We start from the raw sequence: 16399 nt of genomic DNA on the forward strand, positions 1-16399 counted from the left end.
TGGTTTTCAACTGGTTTGGGGGCCGGGTTTATCCTGAATATCTATCAGCTAAACGCAGAACCTGTGGCGAGGGAGCTTGCTCCCGCTGGACTGCGTAGCAGTCCCATTTTCAGGGCCGCTCCGCGCCCCAGCGGGAGCAAGCTCCCTCGCCACAGGTTCTGCACTTGACTGACATTCAGGGCCAGCCCATCCCCTCGGCTATGCAGTCCTTAGCGATACACGCCGCTGGCCGTCAGCTGTGGCGCGGTGCCGCCGACCCATTGCGCGAACAACTCCTGATACCGCCCGGAGCGCACCTGGTGATTGACGAACAGGTTCAGGTAGTTGATCAGGCCGAACTCATTGCGCTTGGCGCCCAGCGACACGTAGTCGATGTCATACGGAGCGGTGCCGGCGACGCTGAGGTTTTTGTACTTGCCGGACTTGATCAGCGACGAGGCGACCGTCGAGGTCACGGTCGTCGCGTCGATCTGCCCCTGGCTCAGCGCAAGCACCGCGTCGGCCAGCGACTGGTAGGCATGGAAAGCGCCCTTGGCGTTGGCCCATTTTTTCACGTCGTTTTCCAGTGCGATGGCTTCAAACGTGCCGGCCGGGCCGCCCACCGAGTGGCCCTTGAGGTCATCGTAGGATTTGATCCCGGCGTCGCTGCGGGTCAGCACCACCATCTGGAAGGCGAAGTAGGGAATGGTCATGCCCACGGTCTTGGCCCGCTCCAGGGTGTCGGAGGTGGAGGCGACGATCACGTCGGCGCGGCCGGAAACCAGTGCCGGGATTCGGTCAGGGAACGGGGTCTCGACAATCTCGGCTTTGACCCCGAGGGTTTTTGCCAGGTCGTTGCAGTAGTCGACATCGAAGCCGGCCGGGATATTCTTCTCATCGCGAAAACCCATCGGCGGGAAGTCCAGGGTGACCGCACAACGCAAGCTGCCGGACTCGATGATGTCGTCGAGTTTGTCGGCCTGGGCCTGGGCGATGAACGCGCTGCTCAGCAGGGCGGTAATGAAGACGGCGGGTGCAGGATTTTTCATAAGGGGCCTCGTTGTCGGATGGTGTCGAGCGTTGGGCAGTTCTTATCAAATGTGTATTTAGAATTTCGTATACGATATTTGATATGCACTGGATGTGCCAAAAAACCGCGAGCCACATCGGGTTAAACCTTCGACGGCCTGCAAGGCCCGAAACAGACGCCAGCCGCCAGCGACGCAGATTCCGGCCAGGGACATACGCGGCAAAGACGGACGCCTCGACGACGGGTGTCGTGTCACAAAAGGGAGCAGGGTTTGGCGGGGTGCGCAGTAACGGGTAACAGTCAGCGATGGTTGTCGCGGTACTGCGAAGGGGACACGCCGGTGAGCGCCTTGAACTGGCGGCTGAAGGCGCTGTGGTCGGTGTAGCCGCAGCGCAGGGCGATCTCGGTGATCGGCAGTTCGCCCGACAGCAGTTGCGTGGCTGCACCCAAGCGTGCCTTGTGAATCATCTGCCGGGGTGTCAGTTGGAAGATCCGTTTGCACAGGCGCTCCAGTTGCGCCACGGAAAACCCGCTGAGGGCTGTGAGCTCACCGAGCGCAATGTGTTGTGCGTAGTGCTCGCGGATATGCCCGTCGACCGCCGCGAGTTTTTCGTAAGCCGGATGACTGGACTGGGGGGCGAGCAGATCGTAGGAAATCCCCGCCATGCCGATAATGCGGCCCTGTGTATCGCGCAGTGCCAGTTTGTGGGTCAGGCACCAGCCAGGTTCGCGTCCGGGATAAAGGTGCAACTCCAGCTGATCGCTCAACGGGCTGCCGTCACTCAGTACTCGCCGGTCCTGCTCGGTGTAATGCGGGCCGAAGTGCGAGGGAAACACCTGCTCAGCTGTCTTGCCGAGAAGCGCGTTGGGCTCTTTGGCGCCGCAGCGCTGGGCCAGGGTCTGATTGATCAGCACGTAGCGGGCGGCGGTGTCCTTGATGAAGAACACCACGCCGGGCATGGCATCGAGCAGCGGAGTAATCAGTTGCAAACTGCCCAATAGCTCGGGCAGGTCGCGGGGGCAGGGCAATGTCAGGGGGAACGTCATCTGGTGGCGGCCCGCAGGGATGAGGGCCTTACTCTACGGTGACGGACGCGCCATTGGGAAGCTCGGCAAGCTGCAACAGCGTATCGATGCGCGTTGGGGAAAACGGCGGGCGTGGCGCCGGTTGTGGCCAGTCGAACAGGTAACGGGTCGCCGCGCCACAGACTCGCCCCTGGCAGGCGCCCATGCCGCAACGGGTGTGCAGTTTAGCCTGGTTCCAGCCGGTGCAAGTCTTGAGCGCCGACAGCGCCACGTCTTCACAACGGCAGATCAGCGTATCGGGTCTGGCCAGTTGTTTGAGTTCATCGCGCAGGGCAAAGCTGCGCCGTAACTGATCGGCGAACGCTTGCCAGTGTTGCCGTTGCGGCCAGAGTGCGCGGGCCTGCTGCACTTCGCCAACGGCCATCAGCCCAGCGATGGCACCTTCGACCAGCGCCAGTTCACTGCCTCCGAAACCTGTGCATTCGCCCGCGGCATAGTGCCCGTTCAGGCTACTGAGCTGGCTGGTGTCGACGGCAATTGCGTCGTCCTTTAATTCGCAGCCCAGCGCTTGGGCCAATTGGGTATTGGGGATCAGGCCGAAGCCGCAGGCCAGTCGCTCACAGGGGATGTCGACGATCCGCCCCTGACGGTTCAGGCGAACGCCTTGCAGGTGACTGTCGCCATAGGCTTCGAGGACATGACTGTCGCAGCGGTAGTGACGATCAAACAGTTGAACCGCTTGCAGGCCTTTGGCCGGCCATTTGCGCAGTTGCAAGGCGAACCTGGCGACCGCACTCAGTGGCGCTTGTTCGGCAATCTGCAAAACCTGAGCGCCAGCCTTTTTCGCGGTAGCGGCGCTGGCCAGCAGCAACGGACCACTGCCGGCAATCACCAGCCGTTCGCCAGCCACCGGCATGCCGCCCTTGATCAGCGCTTGCAGCCCGCCCGCGCCGGTGACACCGGGCAAGGTCCAGCCAGGAAACGGCAGCAACAGTTCACGGGCGCCGGTGCACAGAATCAGTTGTTCGTACTCAATGATCCAGCCGTGCTCGGGGTCTTCCAGCAACAGTTTTTTCGGGCCGGCCAAGGCGACCACGCGTGTCGAATTGAACACCTGCACGTTACTCGCCGCTGCGAGTTTCTGGCGATGAGCCTGGGCACTGGCCGGCAAGTGTGCGTTAACCCCATCACGCCAAATTTGCCCGCCGGGCGCCGGGTTGTCATCGATGATGGCGATGCGTGCGCCGCTCGGTGCGGCGGCCAACGCGGCCGCCATGCCTGCCGGTCCTGCGCCGATAATCAGCAGCTCGACGTTCATGGCCGGGTCTCCACGCGCATGCCTGTGCGGCAGGTGGTCTGGCAGGCGAGGCGGCGCTGACCGTCGATGTTCACCCGGCACTCCTGGCAAACCCCCATCCCGCAAAAAGGTGCCCGGCGCTGACCGCTGACCGAGGTTCGACTGCAGCCGTCGCCTGCCAGATAGAGCAGCGCCGCAACCGTCGTGCCGGCATCGACCGTTACGCTGCGGCCGTCGAGACTCACTTCAATCATGCGCGTAACCCTTGTGCAGTGGACAGGAAACGCCCCGGCAGGTAAGGCGTCGGGTCGATGGCCGGGGTGGAATTACACAGCTGCGCGGCCAACAGCTGTGCGCTGCCGGGGGCGGTGGTCACGCCCAATCCTTCATGCCCGGCCGCCAGCCACAAACCTGCTTGCTGTGGGTGTTCGCCGAGCAGCGGCAAGCCATCGGGCGTGGCCGCGCGCAGGCCGGTCCAACTGCGGATAGCGTTCATCCTGGCCAGTTCCGGCAAATAGTCGATCGCCCGCCGCAGCATGCGCGCCAACACGGCCGGTTCGACGCTCAAGTCGGTGGTGTCGAACTGACGCGATGAGCCGAGAAAGAGTTGCCCGGTCGGACGTGGCTGGGCATTGAAGGCCACCGAGGTGCCTTCGCTGGCGTGAGCACTGGTGACATAGCCCAGTTCGACCAGTTGGTGATGGATCTTGCCGGGGTAACGGTCGGTGATCAGCAGATGGCCTTTCTTCGGGCGAATCGGCAGGTCGGGGCACAGCTCGGTGGCGTGAATGCCGTTGGCCAGCACCACCGCTTCGGCACGCAGCCGCTCGCCGCTGCTCAAGCGCAACTGATTGCCGTCGACCTGCGTGACCTCGACCGTGCGCCGAGTGATCCGCCCAGCGCTTTGCTTGAGCAGCCAGTGCGCGGCGTTTGGCGCATAGAGAATGCCGTCACCGCTGACCTTCAACGCGCCACTCAGGCCGGGACGGAGCATTGGCTCGGCTTCGTAGAGTGCACGCGGGTCGAGCATTTCGCAGGCGATGCCGCGGGCCTTGAGCGTCTGGCGTTTGTGCTCGGCGCCGGCCATTTCCTCGTCATTGGCGGCCAGCCACAGCGTGCCGCAATTGCGGTAGGCGCAATCGGGGTCCAGACGTGGCTTCCATTGCCGCCAGAGTTCAATGGAGTATTGGCTCAGCGCCAGTTCGGCCGGGTTGTCATCCATCGCCACCAGGTGACCCATGCCGACTGCCGTGGCGCCGCCGCGCTGGCTGTCGAGCACCAGCACGTCGAGCCCGCGTTGCGCCAGCTCAAAGGCACAGGCACTGCCAACAATACCGGCGCCGATGACAATGACGTCGGCATTCATGAACCGATGCCCCACACGAACGGGTCGTCTTCCTCCAGCAACAAGTGGCTCTCGCCACTCATGTGGGCGCGACCGCGAATCGTCGGAATGATGCGCTGTTCGTCGAGCCGCTCGTAGCTGGCTTCGAACTGGCTGCCGATCACACTGGCCTGGCGCCAGACTTCACCGGGCTGCAATTTGCCGTCGGCTGCCAGGCACGCCAGCTTGGCGCTGGTGCCGGTGCCGCACGGCGAGCGGTCGTAGGCTTTGCCAGGGCAGAGGACAAAGTTGCGGCTGTCGGCCACCGGGTCGTCGGCAAACAGCTCGATGTGATCGATTTCGCCGCCGTCCTCGCCGCGAATGCCCTGGTTCTCCAGCGCTTCGCGGACTGCCCAAGTGTAGGCGGTCAGGGCTTCGAGGTTGTCGCTGGCGATGCGTTGGCCGTGGTCGGCGATCAGGAAAAACCAGTTGCCGCCCCAGGCGATGTCGCCGCTGGCGGTGCCGTAACCCGGCAGTGTCAGCGGCACGGCCTTGCGATAGCGATAGGCCGGGACGTTGCGCACGCTGACCGAGCGATCCTCATGCAAGGTCGCCTCGACCGTGCCGACCGGGGTTTCGATCCGGTGCACGCCGGGCTCGATGCGTTCGAGATACGCCAGCGAGGCCACCAGGCCAATCGTGCCGTGACCGCACATGCCGAGGTAACCGCTGTTATTGAAGAAAATCACCCCGGCACAGGCTTCGGGATCTTGCGGCTCGCAGAGCAGGGCGCCAACCAGCACATCGCTGCCGCGCGGTTCAAGTACCGTGGCGGTGCGCCAGTGGTCGTGCTCTTCGGCGAGGCGGCGCTTGCGTTCGGCCATGGAGCCGCTGCCCAGTTCCGGGAAACCGGCGATCACCAGGCGTGTCGGTTCACCGCCAGTGTGAGAATCGAGGACGTGGATACGTTTCATGAAGGGCGCCACCTTGCACAGGAAATGTCTGTACAAGACTGGCGTTTGAGGCGCGGGATGGCTTGAGGGTTTTAACCGTTACCGATGACGAAATCGGCACACCCGATCAGATCCGCGCGGGGGCATTGGGCAGGTGTTCATAGAGCGTGCGGCACACGCCAATGATGTGTTGCTCGATCAGTTCGGCGGCTTTGTCGGCATCACCGGCCCGGCACGCGGCGATAATCTCGCGGTGCTCGTGGTCCGCACGGTCCTTGCCTTCGGAAAAACTCATCTGCATGCGCAGGTAGCGTTCGACCTTGTCGTGAATCGAGCGAATCAGGTTGAGCAGGAACGGCCGCTGCGCCGGCTCGTAGAGGCAGGCGTGCAGCGCCCAGTTCAACTCGGCCCAGCGCCCGATGTTGTTTTCGTCGAGGAACTCGGCACAGATGCTTTCGGCGCGGGCGAACGTGGCTTCGGTCATGTTCGGCACGGCCAGGCGAATCGCCTGGACCTCCAGCAGCACCCGGACTTCAAAGATCTGCGCCAGCTCGGGCTCGGAAATCTTCGTCACCACCGCGCCCTTGTTGCGTTGAAACTGCACCAGGCCTTCCGCCTCAAGGCGTTTGAGCGCCTCGCGCACGGGGATCTTGCTGACGTTGAACAAGCGGGCGATATCGTCCTGACGGATTGGTTCGTCTTCGGCAAAGTGACCGCCGATGATGGCCTCGCGCAGATGCTTGACGATGACTTCCGACGCTGAAGGCACAATCCCCAGATTGGGGGCATTGAAGCTGGGTAGAGGCACGTGAATGAATCCCGGCAGGCGTGATGGCGAATATTGTATACGAGCGCGTCAGCGCACCAAGCGCTTTTCCGCCAGGCGCATTGTCCGGGCGCACGCATTGAGTGCTGGTCGTTGAGGCTTGGGGCGGGGCGGGGGTAAACTGCCCGCCCCGTGAGATGTCTGCGAGCTGGAGTCGGCAATGCGTAAAGATAAGAAACAGGTGATTGGTGACGAGATCGGCGATGCGCAGATCAAATTGTTCCTCGATTTTGAACCGGTCGACGCGACATCACCGTCCCTGCACAAACTGATCAAGGCCTACCGTGGCCTGCGTATCGACGATTTCGAGCGTTTCCTGGCGTTCTTCGTCGAGGCCGGTTATGACCTGGACGGCAAGGACGAGCACGGCAAGGACTTCGTTGCCCTGATCCAGGATCAGCGTAATGCCGCCGACTACATCGAGTTGATCCAGAAAGCTCGCGGCTAAGATCTTTCAAAAGCCATAAAAAAACGCCCCGCTCTCAACGAGAACGGGGCGTTTTTTTATGCGGGGGCCTCAAGCGAAGCTTGGGGTCTCGCTGCTTTCTTCAACCAGTTCCAGCGCGATGTTGTTCTGCGCATTGATCTTGCGATACAGCGCAGCATCGGTTTCCAGGACTTTTTCCCGGGCCGGGAAGATTTCGGCCAGCTTGGCTGCCCACTCACCCTTGGCTTTGTTCGGGAAGCATTTTTCGATCAGCTCAAGCATGATCGACACGGTGACCGAGGCGCCAGGCGAGGCACCGAGCAGCGCGGCAAGCGATCCGTCCTTGGCCGCAACCAGTTCGGTACCGAACTGCAGGATGCCGCCTTTTTTCGGGTCTTTCTTGATGATCTGCACGCGTTGGCCAGCGACTTCCAGACGCCAGTCTTCGGCTTTGGCCTGAGGGTAGAAGCGGCGCAGCGATTCCAGGCGTTGTTCCATCGACTGCATCACTTCGCTGACCAGGTACTTGGTCAGGTCCATGTTGTTTTTCGCCACGGCCAGCATCGGGCCGATGTTGCCGAGGCGAACTGACATCGGCAGGTCCATGAACGAACCGTGCTTGAGGAACTTGGTGGTGAAGCCGGCGTAAGGTCCGAACAGCAGGGACTTCTGGCCATCGACGACACGGGTGTCCAGGTGCGGCACCGACATCGGTGGCGAACCCACTGCTGCCTGGCTGTAGACCTTGGCCTGGTGGTGCTTGACCACTTCCGGGTTGTCGCAACGCAGCCATTGGCCGCTGATCGGGAAACCGCCGAAACCTTTGCTTTCTTCGATACCTGAAGCCTGCAACAACGGCAAGGCCGCGCCGCCAGCACCGAGGAAGACGAACTTGGCGTCGACTTCGCGGCTGTTGCCGCTGTTGACGTCCTTGATGCTGACGGTCCAGCCGTTGCCGTTGCGCTTGAGACCGGTCACGCGCTTGCAGTACTTGACCTGGGCATCGGGTGCGCTGGTCAGGTGCTTGAGCAGTTGATTGGTCAGGGCGCCGAAGTTGACGTCGGTGCCGTTGATCACGCGGGTTGCGGCGATGACTTCGTCGGCCGGACGACCAGGCATCATCAATGGCATCCATTCGGCCATTTTTGCCTTGTCTTCGGTGTACTCCATCTCGGAGAAGGCGTGGTGCTTGCTCAGCACCTTGAAACGTTCCTTGAGGAATGAAACGCCTGCGTCACCTTGCACGAAGCTCAGGTGCGGGACCGGGCTGATGAAGGATTTCGACGAGCCGAAGGTGCCTTTTCGGGTCAGGTAGGACCAGAACTGCTTCGACACCTCGAACTGGGTGTTGATGTGCACGGCTTTCTTGATGTCGACGCTGCCGTCAGCGGCCTGTGGCGTGTAGTTCAGCTCACATAGCCCGGCGTGACCGGTACCGGCGTTGTTCCACGGGTTGGAACTCTCCGCGGCACCGGAATCCATCAGCTCGACGACTTCCAGCTTGATCGCGGGGTCGAGCTCTTTGAGCAATACAGCAAGGGTGGCACTCATGATGCCGGCCCCAACCAGTACTACGTCGACTGCTTCGTTATGCGCCATTTAACGCGTCTCCAAAATCTGCAGCACCAAATTGTCGGCATAGCTGCCAGGCGTGACGGGGCATGCTCTGTAGAGCCCCGGGTCACCCATGGCCAGGATCGCCATGTCCGAATCTTCGCAATTTTTTGCAACTTCGACAGACGCTACCTACCGGGCTCAGGGTTCCTATGAACTCACTTCAGCGCGCGGGAGGCAATTCGACTTATGGTCGATACGTCCGTTTGTGCAACCAAATCCGTAGTGGACAGGCTTCAGGCTCCAGTTCTTGAGGAGTACTCGGTCCTGTGTCGTTGGGCTGTTGTAGACGCTAATGGTGCATATTCAGACGCAAAACTATTCATTTGCTCGCCACACTCTTGTGAAGTTGTGAAAACCCGTTTTTTTCACGCTCTTTTGAAGACGTGAACCTCAAAAAAGGGCTGTCCCAGCCTGGCACCGTGTCCGCATGGATTGCCGCCATGGGATACAGGGCAGGCAAAACGGGCAAACAGCTCAGTGACCGAGCGTAACGACAGCTCTGGCAGATTCGCGAAAAGTGGTGGTTTGCAGGATAAACAGCAAGCTCGCCAGCTTCACTCGATCTGTGTGGGCGGCTCTCTGTGGGCGGTGCGGGGGTTGTCAATACAAGCGCATTGACGATGCTGCGAGGCCCGATCAGGAGACGTCCTTATAATCGGGGGGAGATTGTAGCGAAGAAACGCAGGGAAATGGTCGTGTTTAATGACTTTTATTAGCCGTTCGGTCAGGTGGGCTAAACGGCATGCAACCGTGCATGAGCATTGCGCGGGCTCAGACGGGCGCTGGCCGGCAGCGGCTGGTGCAGCCAGTTGAGACGAATCTCTTCGATTTCCACCCAACCATCGCCCTCTGGCGGCACGCGACAGTGCTTGAACGCCAGGCAGCATTGATTGCTGTCGAGCTGGGCGAAGTAGCGATATTTGCGGCGTGAAGCAAACAGCAACCAAAGAAATTGCATGGCAATGCCCTCGAGGTGAGACGGCCTTGAAGTTAGCAGTGTGGCATGACACTGGCGTTACGGAGCACCCGATACACGTGACATTGCGTATCTCTTCAGCAAGTGTTCAGGGTTGCTGGTTCGAAGGTGCTGCCCCCCGCTATACTGCGGGTCTGTCTGTATTTGTATCTGGAGAGTAGCGCATGTTGCAACGCCTGTTGTTCGGTTTGATCACTGTGACCAGCTTGACCCTGGTTGGCTGCGCCAACAGCCCGCAACAACTAGCCCCGGAGCCGAAACTGACGACTCAGTTGGCGCCGGTCGGACATGGTCAGCCGGTGGTGGTGAGGGTGGTTGATGGCCGTCCGTCGCCAACCTTGGGCACTCGTGGTGGCCTGTACCCTGAAACCAGCGCAATCACGGTGCAAGGTGCGCAAATCCTGCCGAAGCTGCAGGCCCAGGCCGAAGCGGCTGTGCGTTTGCTGGGTTTCACGCCAACGCCTAATGCTTACAACGTGCCGCAGTTGACGGTGACGCTGGCAGAACTGACGTATCAGTCGCCCAAAGAAGGCATGTATGTGACTGAGGCGACTATTGGCGCGGCTTTCCGCTCTGATGTGCAGAATGCCAACCATCGTTACAGTGGCCGTTATGCGGCGTCGCTGAATCAGCGTTTTGGTATGGCGCCGAATCAGGAAACCAACACCAAGCTGGTGAGTGATGTGTTGAGCGATGCGTTGACCCGGTTGTTCAAGGATCCGACGGTGGGTCAGATGCTCGCCCAATAACGGCTGGTTATCCTCAAAACCCCGGTGTCAGTGATGGCTCCGGGGTTTTTTGTGCCTGCCGGTTTTTTGGGGGGAGGCTTTCTGTAGGAGCCGGGCTTGCCCGCGATGGCGGCCTGACAGCCGGCCTATCTCTAAGCAGGTGTACACCAATCCATTGTGGGAGCCGGGCTTGCCCGCGATGGCGGCCTGACAGCCGACCAATCTCTTGCAGGTGTACATATCCATTCCTGCGGTAACGGCCACTTACGGTTTCGCTCTTACAGCGACTCCCTTTGGCAGACGCCCCAAAGGAAGCAAAGGTCTTCGCCCCAAGCGTACGGCACCTCGCTTAGGCTCGGCGTTCCCTCGCTACGGTGTCCATCAGGGGGCATCGCCTACGGTCTGCTTCGCGACGACCTCCTCTCGATGTGTCCGGCTGCGCCGTACGGCGCTGCGCGCCCACCCCCTGATGAACACCTGCGCTCGGCCTTCCGATAGGGGCGGGTGGATCAAGATCAACAGCAAAGCACGGCGGCCTGCCGGCCGGCCTGAGTGGTGGGGGAGGGGCGCGGCTTCTAGGCCGCTTCTACATAGAAATCCAGCATGCTCACGCCGGTCAACAGGTCGGTTTCCGGCAGGTCGGCGTGTGGGTGGCCGCCCAGGGCGCAGTAGACGAGCCAGTGGCGGTCCTGGACGTTGAAGGCGAGGCTGCCGACGAGGTTTTGTTGTTCGTCGCTTTGGGTGATGAGGTAGAGGCGATCCTGGATTTCTGCGTGCAGCATGACAGGCTCCGTGTCGGTTTCGAGGGGCGACAGACTGGCTTGTTAAGGTGACGTTCAGGTGACAGTGCGCATTAATCAGTAAATTACCGGTCACTGGAGTGCAAAGTGCGGGGCGTAAAAAGCGTCTGGCCACTTGCCGCTGTTTTCAGGCCACAAGTGCTGTTTTTTACGTGAGGGGCATGATGTCGCTGCATATGAGCTGGTCTGCTGTCAGCGCTCATCCCGGGAGCCTGATGAATCTTTTTGCGTTGTTGATCGCCTTGCCCGGTGCCTGGCTGTTGCACGTGACCCGTCGCCGCGAGCGGCTGGCGCTGAAGAACCTGGAGGCACAAAGCGCGGTACGGGCGATCGATGAACCGCTGCTGTTTCCGGAAAGCGCGACACTGCGCCTGAACCGGTTTTGCTACCGTTTCGGCTTTGCCTGCCTGGCCTTGGCGCTACTGCTGTCGTGGATCAGCCGGCATTTTTGAGATTCGCATCGCACATGAAAACGGCGCCTCGAGGCGCCGTTTTTGTATTCAGCCGAAACCTTACAGCGGCAAACCCGCTTTGACCCGGTACTGATTGCGCACCGGTGTTGCGTATTGCAGCACCAGGAACGGCCGATGTTCCTCGGGGCAGGCATCGAGGCGGCTTTGCCATTCTTGCTGGGCCTTGGCCAGTTCCTCGGCCGGGAACAGTGTGGCTGCGCTCGGCACCTGCAGTTGCGGGTCGGCGTTGCTCCATTGGGCGTATGCCAGGTAGTGCACCGGGAACAACCGGTAACCGCCGAGGATCTGCCGGTCCATCTCGATTGCCAGTTGCTTGGTGTCTTCGAACAGCTCGCTGATCGGTGCCGCGAAGTTCACGTGGACCCGGCCTTTGTAGCCGGTGATGCCTTTGGCGATGCTTGCATCGTCCTCGCCGGGCACCTTGGTGTAGCTACCGGTGGTGGCGCGGATATACAGCTCGCGGGCCTTGGCCTGATCGCACGGGTCGTACTCGTAGCTGATCGACACCGGCGTCAGGTTCAGCGACTGGATGACCTCGCCAAACGGCTCGTCCTTGCGGCTCATGTGGAACATCTTGAGGATCGCCGACTCGGTACGGTCGTCACCGTCCTTGGCGCGGCCTTCGGCCTGGGCGATCCAGATCGACTGGCAGTCGTTGAGGATCGAGTGATTGATATAGGCCGAGAGCAACTGATACGCCGCCATCTTCTCGCGCCGACCGCTGATGGAGCGGTGCACGATAAAGCTCTTGTTCAGGCGCATCAGATCGCTGACGAAGGGCTTTTGCAGCAGGTTGTCGCCAATCGCGATGCGCGGCGTCGGCAGGCCGGCGTGGTAGATCGCGTAGTTGACGAAGGCCGGGTCCATCACGATGTCACGGTGGTTGGCCAGGAACAGATAGGCGCGGCCGGACTTGAATTGCTCGACGCCGGTATAGGTCACGCCGTCGGTGGCCCGCTCGATGGTGTGGTCGACATAAAACTCGACCTTGTCCTGCAAGGTTGCAACCGAACGGACGCCGGCAAACTCACGGCGCAGCCGATAAGCTATAAGTGGTTTGAGCATCCAGCCAAAAGCACCGGCAAAACGCGGGAAGCGGAAGTGGGTGAGGATATCTAGAAACGCCTTGTCGCCCAGCAACCGTGCCAGCACCGCTGGGACTTCGCTGTCGTCGTAAGGTCGGATGGCATCGAATTCGCCCATCATGCTCTCTTGTTAGAAACGGCTAGGGTAAGTAATGGATTGGATCGATTACGGCAGGTGTACAGTCTGAAAAATACGCTCAAACAAAAATGGCCCTGCAAATAGACCGGCGATTATACGCACAAGTCACTTGGGAGACCGCGATGCTGGAAACCGAGCGCTACGAATGTCCTTATTGTGGTGAAGAGTCAGAGGCGGTTCTGGATTTGTCGGGAGGGGATCAGACGTATATCGAGGATTGCCCCGTGTGTTGTCGACCTATCACATTTACTCTGCAGACCGATGGTCATGAATGGATGCTCGAGGTTCACAGCGAAAACGAGTGAAGGGTGGCTTCTATGCAGCGCATCTACGAACCGGAAAACCTGATGGAAGGCGAGTTGCTGCAAGGAATGCTGGCCAGCGAAGGGGTCGAGGCGCATCTGGTGGGGCGTGATCTGCTGGGCGGTGCGGGCGAGTTGCCGGTGTTCGGGCTGCTTGGACTGGCGGTGGATAACGATCAGGCGCAATACGCACGCGAGTTGATCGCTGCGTACAATGCCGCGCTGCCGATGCCCGGCGACGAACCGGATAGCTTTCCCGACGTCCTGGTCTGTTAGGCTGACGTCCGTTTTTGTTCAGAGTCGTGTTGCCCCATGTGTGGACGTTTTGCCCTGTTTCGTTGGAACCCCGCGTTCGCGGCCTTGCCCGGCTTCCCGGCCGATCAGCAGGCGCAGTGGAATATTTCGCCCAATGATTCGGTGCTGATCCTGCGCGCCGAGGCGGGGCAGCGCACGCTGGCCCGCGCGCGTTGGGGGCTGACGCCGCCGTGGCTGACCGATCTGTCGAAGACCCCGGCCCATGCGCGGGCAGAGACCGTCGCCGAGCAACCGATGTTTCGCGAAGCTTTCCGTCAGCGCCGCTGCCTGCTGCCGGCCAACGGCTTCTATGAATGGCGTGGCACTACCCGTAAACGCCCGTACTGGCTGACGCCAGGCGAAGGTTCGGCGCTGTTTTTTGCGGCGATCTGGGAAGCGTATCCGGTGCAGGAACAGGTGTGGCTGAGCACGGCGGTGGTGACTCAGGCCGCCTCGAATCAGCGTCGTCCGTTGATTCTCGATGCCGCTGGTCAAGAGGCCTGGCTCAACCCCGAAACCCCGTTGCACACCTTGCAGGCGCTGCTTGCCAGCGAACCTGCCGCCTTGCGCGAACGGGTGCTGGCGAACCTGGTGAATGATCCGAAACTCAATGCGCCGGAATGCCTGACGCCGGGCTGATGGGTGGCGCCTGTGCTGACGCCATCGCGAGCAAGCCTTGCTCCTACGGTGCTGCGGCATGCCATTTTATGCGGTCCGATCACCTCTGTAGGAGCAAGGCTTGCCCGCGATAAGGTCCGCAGGACCTTCCGGCGATTTCTAGACCTTGAACTGATTGATCAACCGCCGCTGCTGCTCGGCCAGTTTGGTCAGGTCGGCGCTGGCCGCGCTCGATTCATCCGCGCCGCCCGCGACTTCGTTGGCCACCTGACCGATATTGATCACGTTGCGGTTGATGTCATCGGCAACCGCGCTTTGCTCTTCGGCGGCGCTGGCGATCTGGGTGTTCATGTCGTTGATTACCGACACCGCCTGAGTGATGGTCTCCAGCGCCTGCGCTGCCTTGGCCGCGTGCTGCACGCTTTCGTCGGTCTTGTTCTGGCTGTCTTCCATCACCCGCACCACGTCGCGCGTGCCTTGCTGCAACTGCTGAATCATCGACTGGATTTCTTCAGTTGCCTGCTGGGTTTTCTGCGCCAGGTTGCGCACTTCATCGGCCACCACCGCAAAACCCCGGCCTTGCTCACCGGCGCGGGCGGCTTCGATGGCCGCGTTCAACGCCAACAAGTTAGTCTGTTCGGCAATCCCGCGAATGGCGATCAGGATCGCGTTGATGTTCTCGCTGTCCTTGGCCAGGGTTTGCACCACGCCGACCGCTTTACCGATTTCCACCGCGAGCACGCCAATCGAGGTCGAGGTGTCGCGCACGATCTGCATGCCTTGGGCGGCGGCCTGATCCGCGTGGCTGGCGGCTTGGGCAGCCTGGGTCGCATTGCGCGCCACGTCCTGGGCGGTGGCGGTCATTTCCTGCACTGCGGTGGCCACCTGATCGATTTCGGCCATTTGCTTGTGCACGCCGAGGTTGGTGCGAATGGCGATGTCGGCGGTGTGTTCGGACGAATCGCTGACGCTCTGCACCGAGGTCACCACTTGGGTGATCATCGCCTGCAACTTGGCGAGGAAGGTATTGAAGCCCTTGGCGATCGAGCCGAGTTCGTCGGCGCGGTCGCTGCTCAGGCGGCGCGTCAGGTCACCTTCGCCCTGGGCGATGTCATCGAGCATCGCGACCATCTGCTTCAGCGGTCGGGCGATACCGTGGCCCACCAGCCAGATCACCAGCAAGCCCAGGCCGGCAATCACCAGACCGACCATGGCCATGCCAAAGGTGTCGGCCTTGCGTTGGGTGTTCAGGTCGCCTTGCAGTTGTTGCAGGTCGGCCATGACCGCGTTCAACGGTAATTGCAGCAGCAGGGTCCAGCGTGCATCGGTCTGACCAATACCGAATGGCAGGTACAGCTCGATCCTGCCATTGGCCTTGTCGACGTTATAGGTCACTTCGCCGCGATTGAGCTTGCCGAGGTTGGCAACCTGAGTGGCGTCGAGGATGTCGCTGACCTTTTCGCCGAACTTGCTCGGGTCCTTGGTGTAGGCGACCAGACGCTGGTTGCCGCCAATCAGGGCCATTTCGCCGGCACCGTTATAAAGCTTCTGGTTCGCGGCCAGGAGCATTTCCTGAATGAAGTTCACCGACAAGTCAGCGCCGACGATGCCCTGGAAGGTGCCGTTGAGCATGATCGGTTCAATAAAGGAGGCGAGCATGACGATTTTGTCGCCGACCTTGTAAGGCGCCGGGTCGATCACACAGGATTTTTTGCTTTCCTGGGAGCACAGGTAGTACTCACTGGAGCGCACACCCGTGGACAACACGGTACGGTCGTTGACATCCGCCAGCTTGTCGACGCCCAGCGTGCCATTGTCGTTGCGGAACCACCACGGCAGGAAGCGCCCGGTGGTGGCGTCGATGCCGACGGTTTTACTGCCGATGTAGGCCGCGTCATTGTGATCCAGTGCGTTCGGCTCCCAGCCGATGTACGTGCCGAGAATCTTCGGATTTTTCGCGACGTTTTCCTTGATCAGGCTGATCAACTGTTCGCGGCTGAGGGTCAGCGCCGGTTTGCCATCGGCATCCTGGGAGCCGATCAAGGCGTTGACCCGAACCAGACCGCCGGCGATCAGCAGGGGCGCTTCGAGTTCGCGCTGGATCTGGCTGACCTGGGTTTGCGCCAGCCCACGCAGGCGTTGCTCGATGACTTGCTCGAATTGCGCCTGGGTCCGCTGCTGGACCATCTCCTGGGTTCGCGCGCCGGAAAACAGTGCATACAGCACCAGCGCAGCCACCACGCTGAGCACAATGGCGCCGGCAAGCGCGGCGACAGAAAACTGGATCGACTTGAATTTCATAAAGACTCCGCACGCAATATGACGTCTGCCGGGTTGTATCGGCGCACGTGAGGCGGTCCATGAGCGGTTTTTTTGCCGATGACTGTTTTTGATCTGTGCGGGTCGCATAGAGACAGGTGTCAGGCCCGTGTGTTCTCGGGGACAGTGTTTTATGAATTTATTGCGACAGTGAGGGGGAATGTATCGGTAAATGACGTGCTACAT

At 60.9% G+C, this 16399-nt stretch carries 18 protein-coding genes and 1 pseudogene; 6 read left to right on the forward strand and 13 right to left on the reverse strand.

Features of this window, described 5'->3' with window-relative positions:
• Positions 1–209: 209 nt before the first annotated feature.
• From AO353_RS14900 to AO353_RS14930, 7 genes are all read right to left on the reverse strand, one after another.
• Positions 210–1028, reverse strand: a complete 819-nt coding sequence (locus AO353_RS14900) for a transporter substrate-binding domain-containing protein (protein WP_054595643.1) — start codon at positions 1026–1028, stop codon at positions 210–212.
• A 281-nt stretch (positions 1029–1309) separates the two neighbouring features.
• On the reverse strand, positions 1310–2056 hold the full coding sequence (locus tag AO353_RS14905) for an AraC family transcriptional regulator (protein ID WP_054595644.1): 747 nt from the start codon (positions 2054–2056) through the stop codon (positions 1310–1312).
• 28 nt (positions 2057–2084) lie between these two features.
• On the reverse strand, positions 2085–3353 hold the full coding sequence (locus tag AO353_RS14910) for an NAD(P)/FAD-dependent oxidoreductase (protein ID WP_054595645.1): 1269 nt from the start codon (positions 3351–3353) through the stop codon (positions 2085–2087).
• Entirely contained in the window at positions 3350–3586 is a 237-nt protein-coding gene (locus AO353_RS14915; protein WP_054595646.1) for a (2Fe-2S)-binding protein, read from the reverse strand. The genes AO353_RS14910 and AO353_RS14915 overlap by 4 nt, the downstream gene beginning before the upstream one ends.
• The gene (locus tag AO353_RS14920) at positions 3583–4698 is read right to left on the reverse strand and encodes an NAD(P)/FAD-dependent oxidoreductase (protein WP_054595647.1); all 1116 of its coding nucleotides are present in this window, start codon (positions 4696–4698) and stop codon (positions 3583–3585) included. The genes AO353_RS14915 and AO353_RS14920 overlap by 4 nt, the downstream gene beginning before the upstream one ends.
• On the reverse strand, positions 4695–5630 hold the full coding sequence (locus tag AO353_RS14925; protein ID WP_054595648.1) for a 4-hydroxyproline epimerase: 936 nt from the start codon (positions 5628–5630) through the stop codon (positions 4695–4697). Before AO353_RS14925 ends, AO353_RS14920 begins: the two co-directional genes overlap by 4 nt.
• A 106-nt stretch (positions 5631–5736) precedes the next feature.
• Positions 5737–6417: a GntR family transcriptional regulator gene (locus AO353_RS14930; RefSeq protein WP_054595649.1), complete on the reverse strand. Its 681-nt coding sequence runs from the start codon at positions 6415–6417 to the stop codon at positions 5737–5739.
• A gap of 178 nt (positions 6418–6595) precedes the next feature.
• Between AO353_RS14930 and AO353_RS14935 the strand changes: the two genes are divergently transcribed.
• The gene (locus AO353_RS14935) at positions 6596–6883 is read left to right on the forward strand and encodes a PA4642 family protein (RefSeq protein ID WP_054595650.1); all 288 of its coding nucleotides are present in this window, start codon (positions 6596–6598) and stop codon (positions 6881–6883) included.
• A 69-nt stretch (positions 6884–6952) separates the two neighbouring features.
• Here AO353_RS14935 and mqo read toward each other — a convergent pair whose 3' ends face one another.
• Positions 6953–8461 (reverse strand): malate dehydrogenase (quinone), encoded by a 1509-nt coding sequence (gene mqo / locus AO353_RS14940; RefSeq protein WP_054595651.1) that lies wholly within the window; start codon positions 8459–8461, stop codon positions 6953–6955.
• 751 nt (positions 8462–9212) lie between these two features.
• Positions 9213–9437 carry a hypothetical protein gene (locus AO353_RS14945; RefSeq protein ID WP_054595652.1) on the reverse strand — a complete coding sequence of 75 codons (225 nt, stop codon included), beginning with the start codon at positions 9435–9437 and terminating at the stop codon, positions 9213–9215.
• Positions 9438–9619: 182 nt separating this feature from the next.
• On the opposite strand from AO353_RS14945, the gene AO353_RS14950 reads away from it, so the two are divergent.
• On the forward strand, positions 9620–10204 hold the full coding sequence (locus tag AO353_RS14950) for a YajG family lipoprotein (protein WP_054595653.1): 585 nt from the start codon (positions 9620–9622) through the stop codon (positions 10202–10204).
• A 554-nt stretch (positions 10205–10758) separates the two neighbouring features.
• Here AO353_RS14950 and AO353_RS14955 read toward each other — a convergent pair.
• Positions 10759–10965 (reverse strand): hypothetical protein, encoded by a 207-nt coding sequence (locus AO353_RS14955; protein ID WP_054595654.1) that lies wholly within the window; start codon positions 10963–10965, stop codon positions 10759–10761.
• A gap of 182 nt (positions 10966–11147) precedes the next feature.
• Here AO353_RS14955 and AO353_RS14960 point away from each other — a divergent pair, with 182 nt between their 5' ends.
• Entirely contained in the window at positions 11148–11435 is a 288-nt protein-coding gene (locus AO353_RS14960; protein WP_173859996.1) for a hypothetical protein, read from the forward strand.
• Between the two features lie 60 nt (positions 11436–11495).
• On the opposite strand, the gene AO353_RS14965 is transcribed toward AO353_RS14960, so the two are convergent.
• Complete coding sequence (locus tag AO353_RS14965) at positions 11496–12662, reverse strand: 1-acyl-sn-glycerol-3-phosphate acyltransferase (protein WP_054595656.1); 1167 nt, start codon at positions 12660–12662, stop codon at positions 11496–11498.
• A gap of 140 nt (positions 12663–12802) precedes the next feature.
• Between AO353_RS14965 and AO353_RS29780 the strand changes: the two genes are divergently transcribed.
• Genes AO353_RS29780 through AO353_RS14975 form a run of 3 tightly spaced genes read left to right on the forward strand, consistent with a single transcriptional unit; the run spans position 12803 to position 13915 of the window.
• Positions 12803–12985 (forward strand): CPXCG motif-containing cysteine-rich protein, encoded by a 183-nt coding sequence (locus tag AO353_RS29780; RefSeq protein ID WP_081013733.1) that lies wholly within the window; start codon positions 12803–12805, stop codon positions 12983–12985.
• A gap of 12 nt (positions 12986–12997) precedes the next feature.
• Positions 12998–13258, forward strand: coding sequence for a putative signal transducing protein (locus AO353_RS14970; RefSeq protein ID WP_054595657.1), 261 nt, complete (start codon positions 12998–13000; stop codon positions 13256–13258).
• A gap of 36 nt (positions 13259–13294) precedes the next feature.
• Positions 13295–13915, forward strand: coding sequence for an SOS response-associated peptidase (locus AO353_RS14975; RefSeq protein WP_054595658.1), 621 nt, complete (start codon positions 13295–13297; stop codon positions 13913–13915).
• A 138-nt stretch (positions 13916–14053) separates the two neighbouring features.
• On the opposite strand, the gene AO353_RS32165 is transcribed toward AO353_RS14975, so the two are convergent.
• Together AO353_RS32165 and AO353_RS32170 are read right to left on the reverse strand one after the other, a co-directional pair.
• Positions 14054–14896 carry a methyl-accepting chemotaxis protein gene (locus tag AO353_RS32165; protein ID WP_371918223.1) on the reverse strand — a complete coding sequence of 281 codons (843 nt, stop codon included), beginning with the start codon at positions 14894–14896 and terminating at the stop codon, positions 14054–14056.
• A gap of 12 nt (positions 14897–14908) precedes the next feature.
• A pseudogene (locus AO353_RS32170) lies at positions 14909–16303 on the reverse strand (HAMP domain-containing protein); the annotation flags it as partial.
• Between the last annotated feature and the right edge of the window lie 96 nt (positions 16304–16399).

It is taken from the genome of Pseudomonas fluorescens (assembly GCF_001307155.1).
Lineage (GTDB): Bacteria > Pseudomonadota > Gammaproteobacteria > Pseudomonadales > Pseudomonadaceae > Aquipseudomonas > Aquipseudomonas helvetica.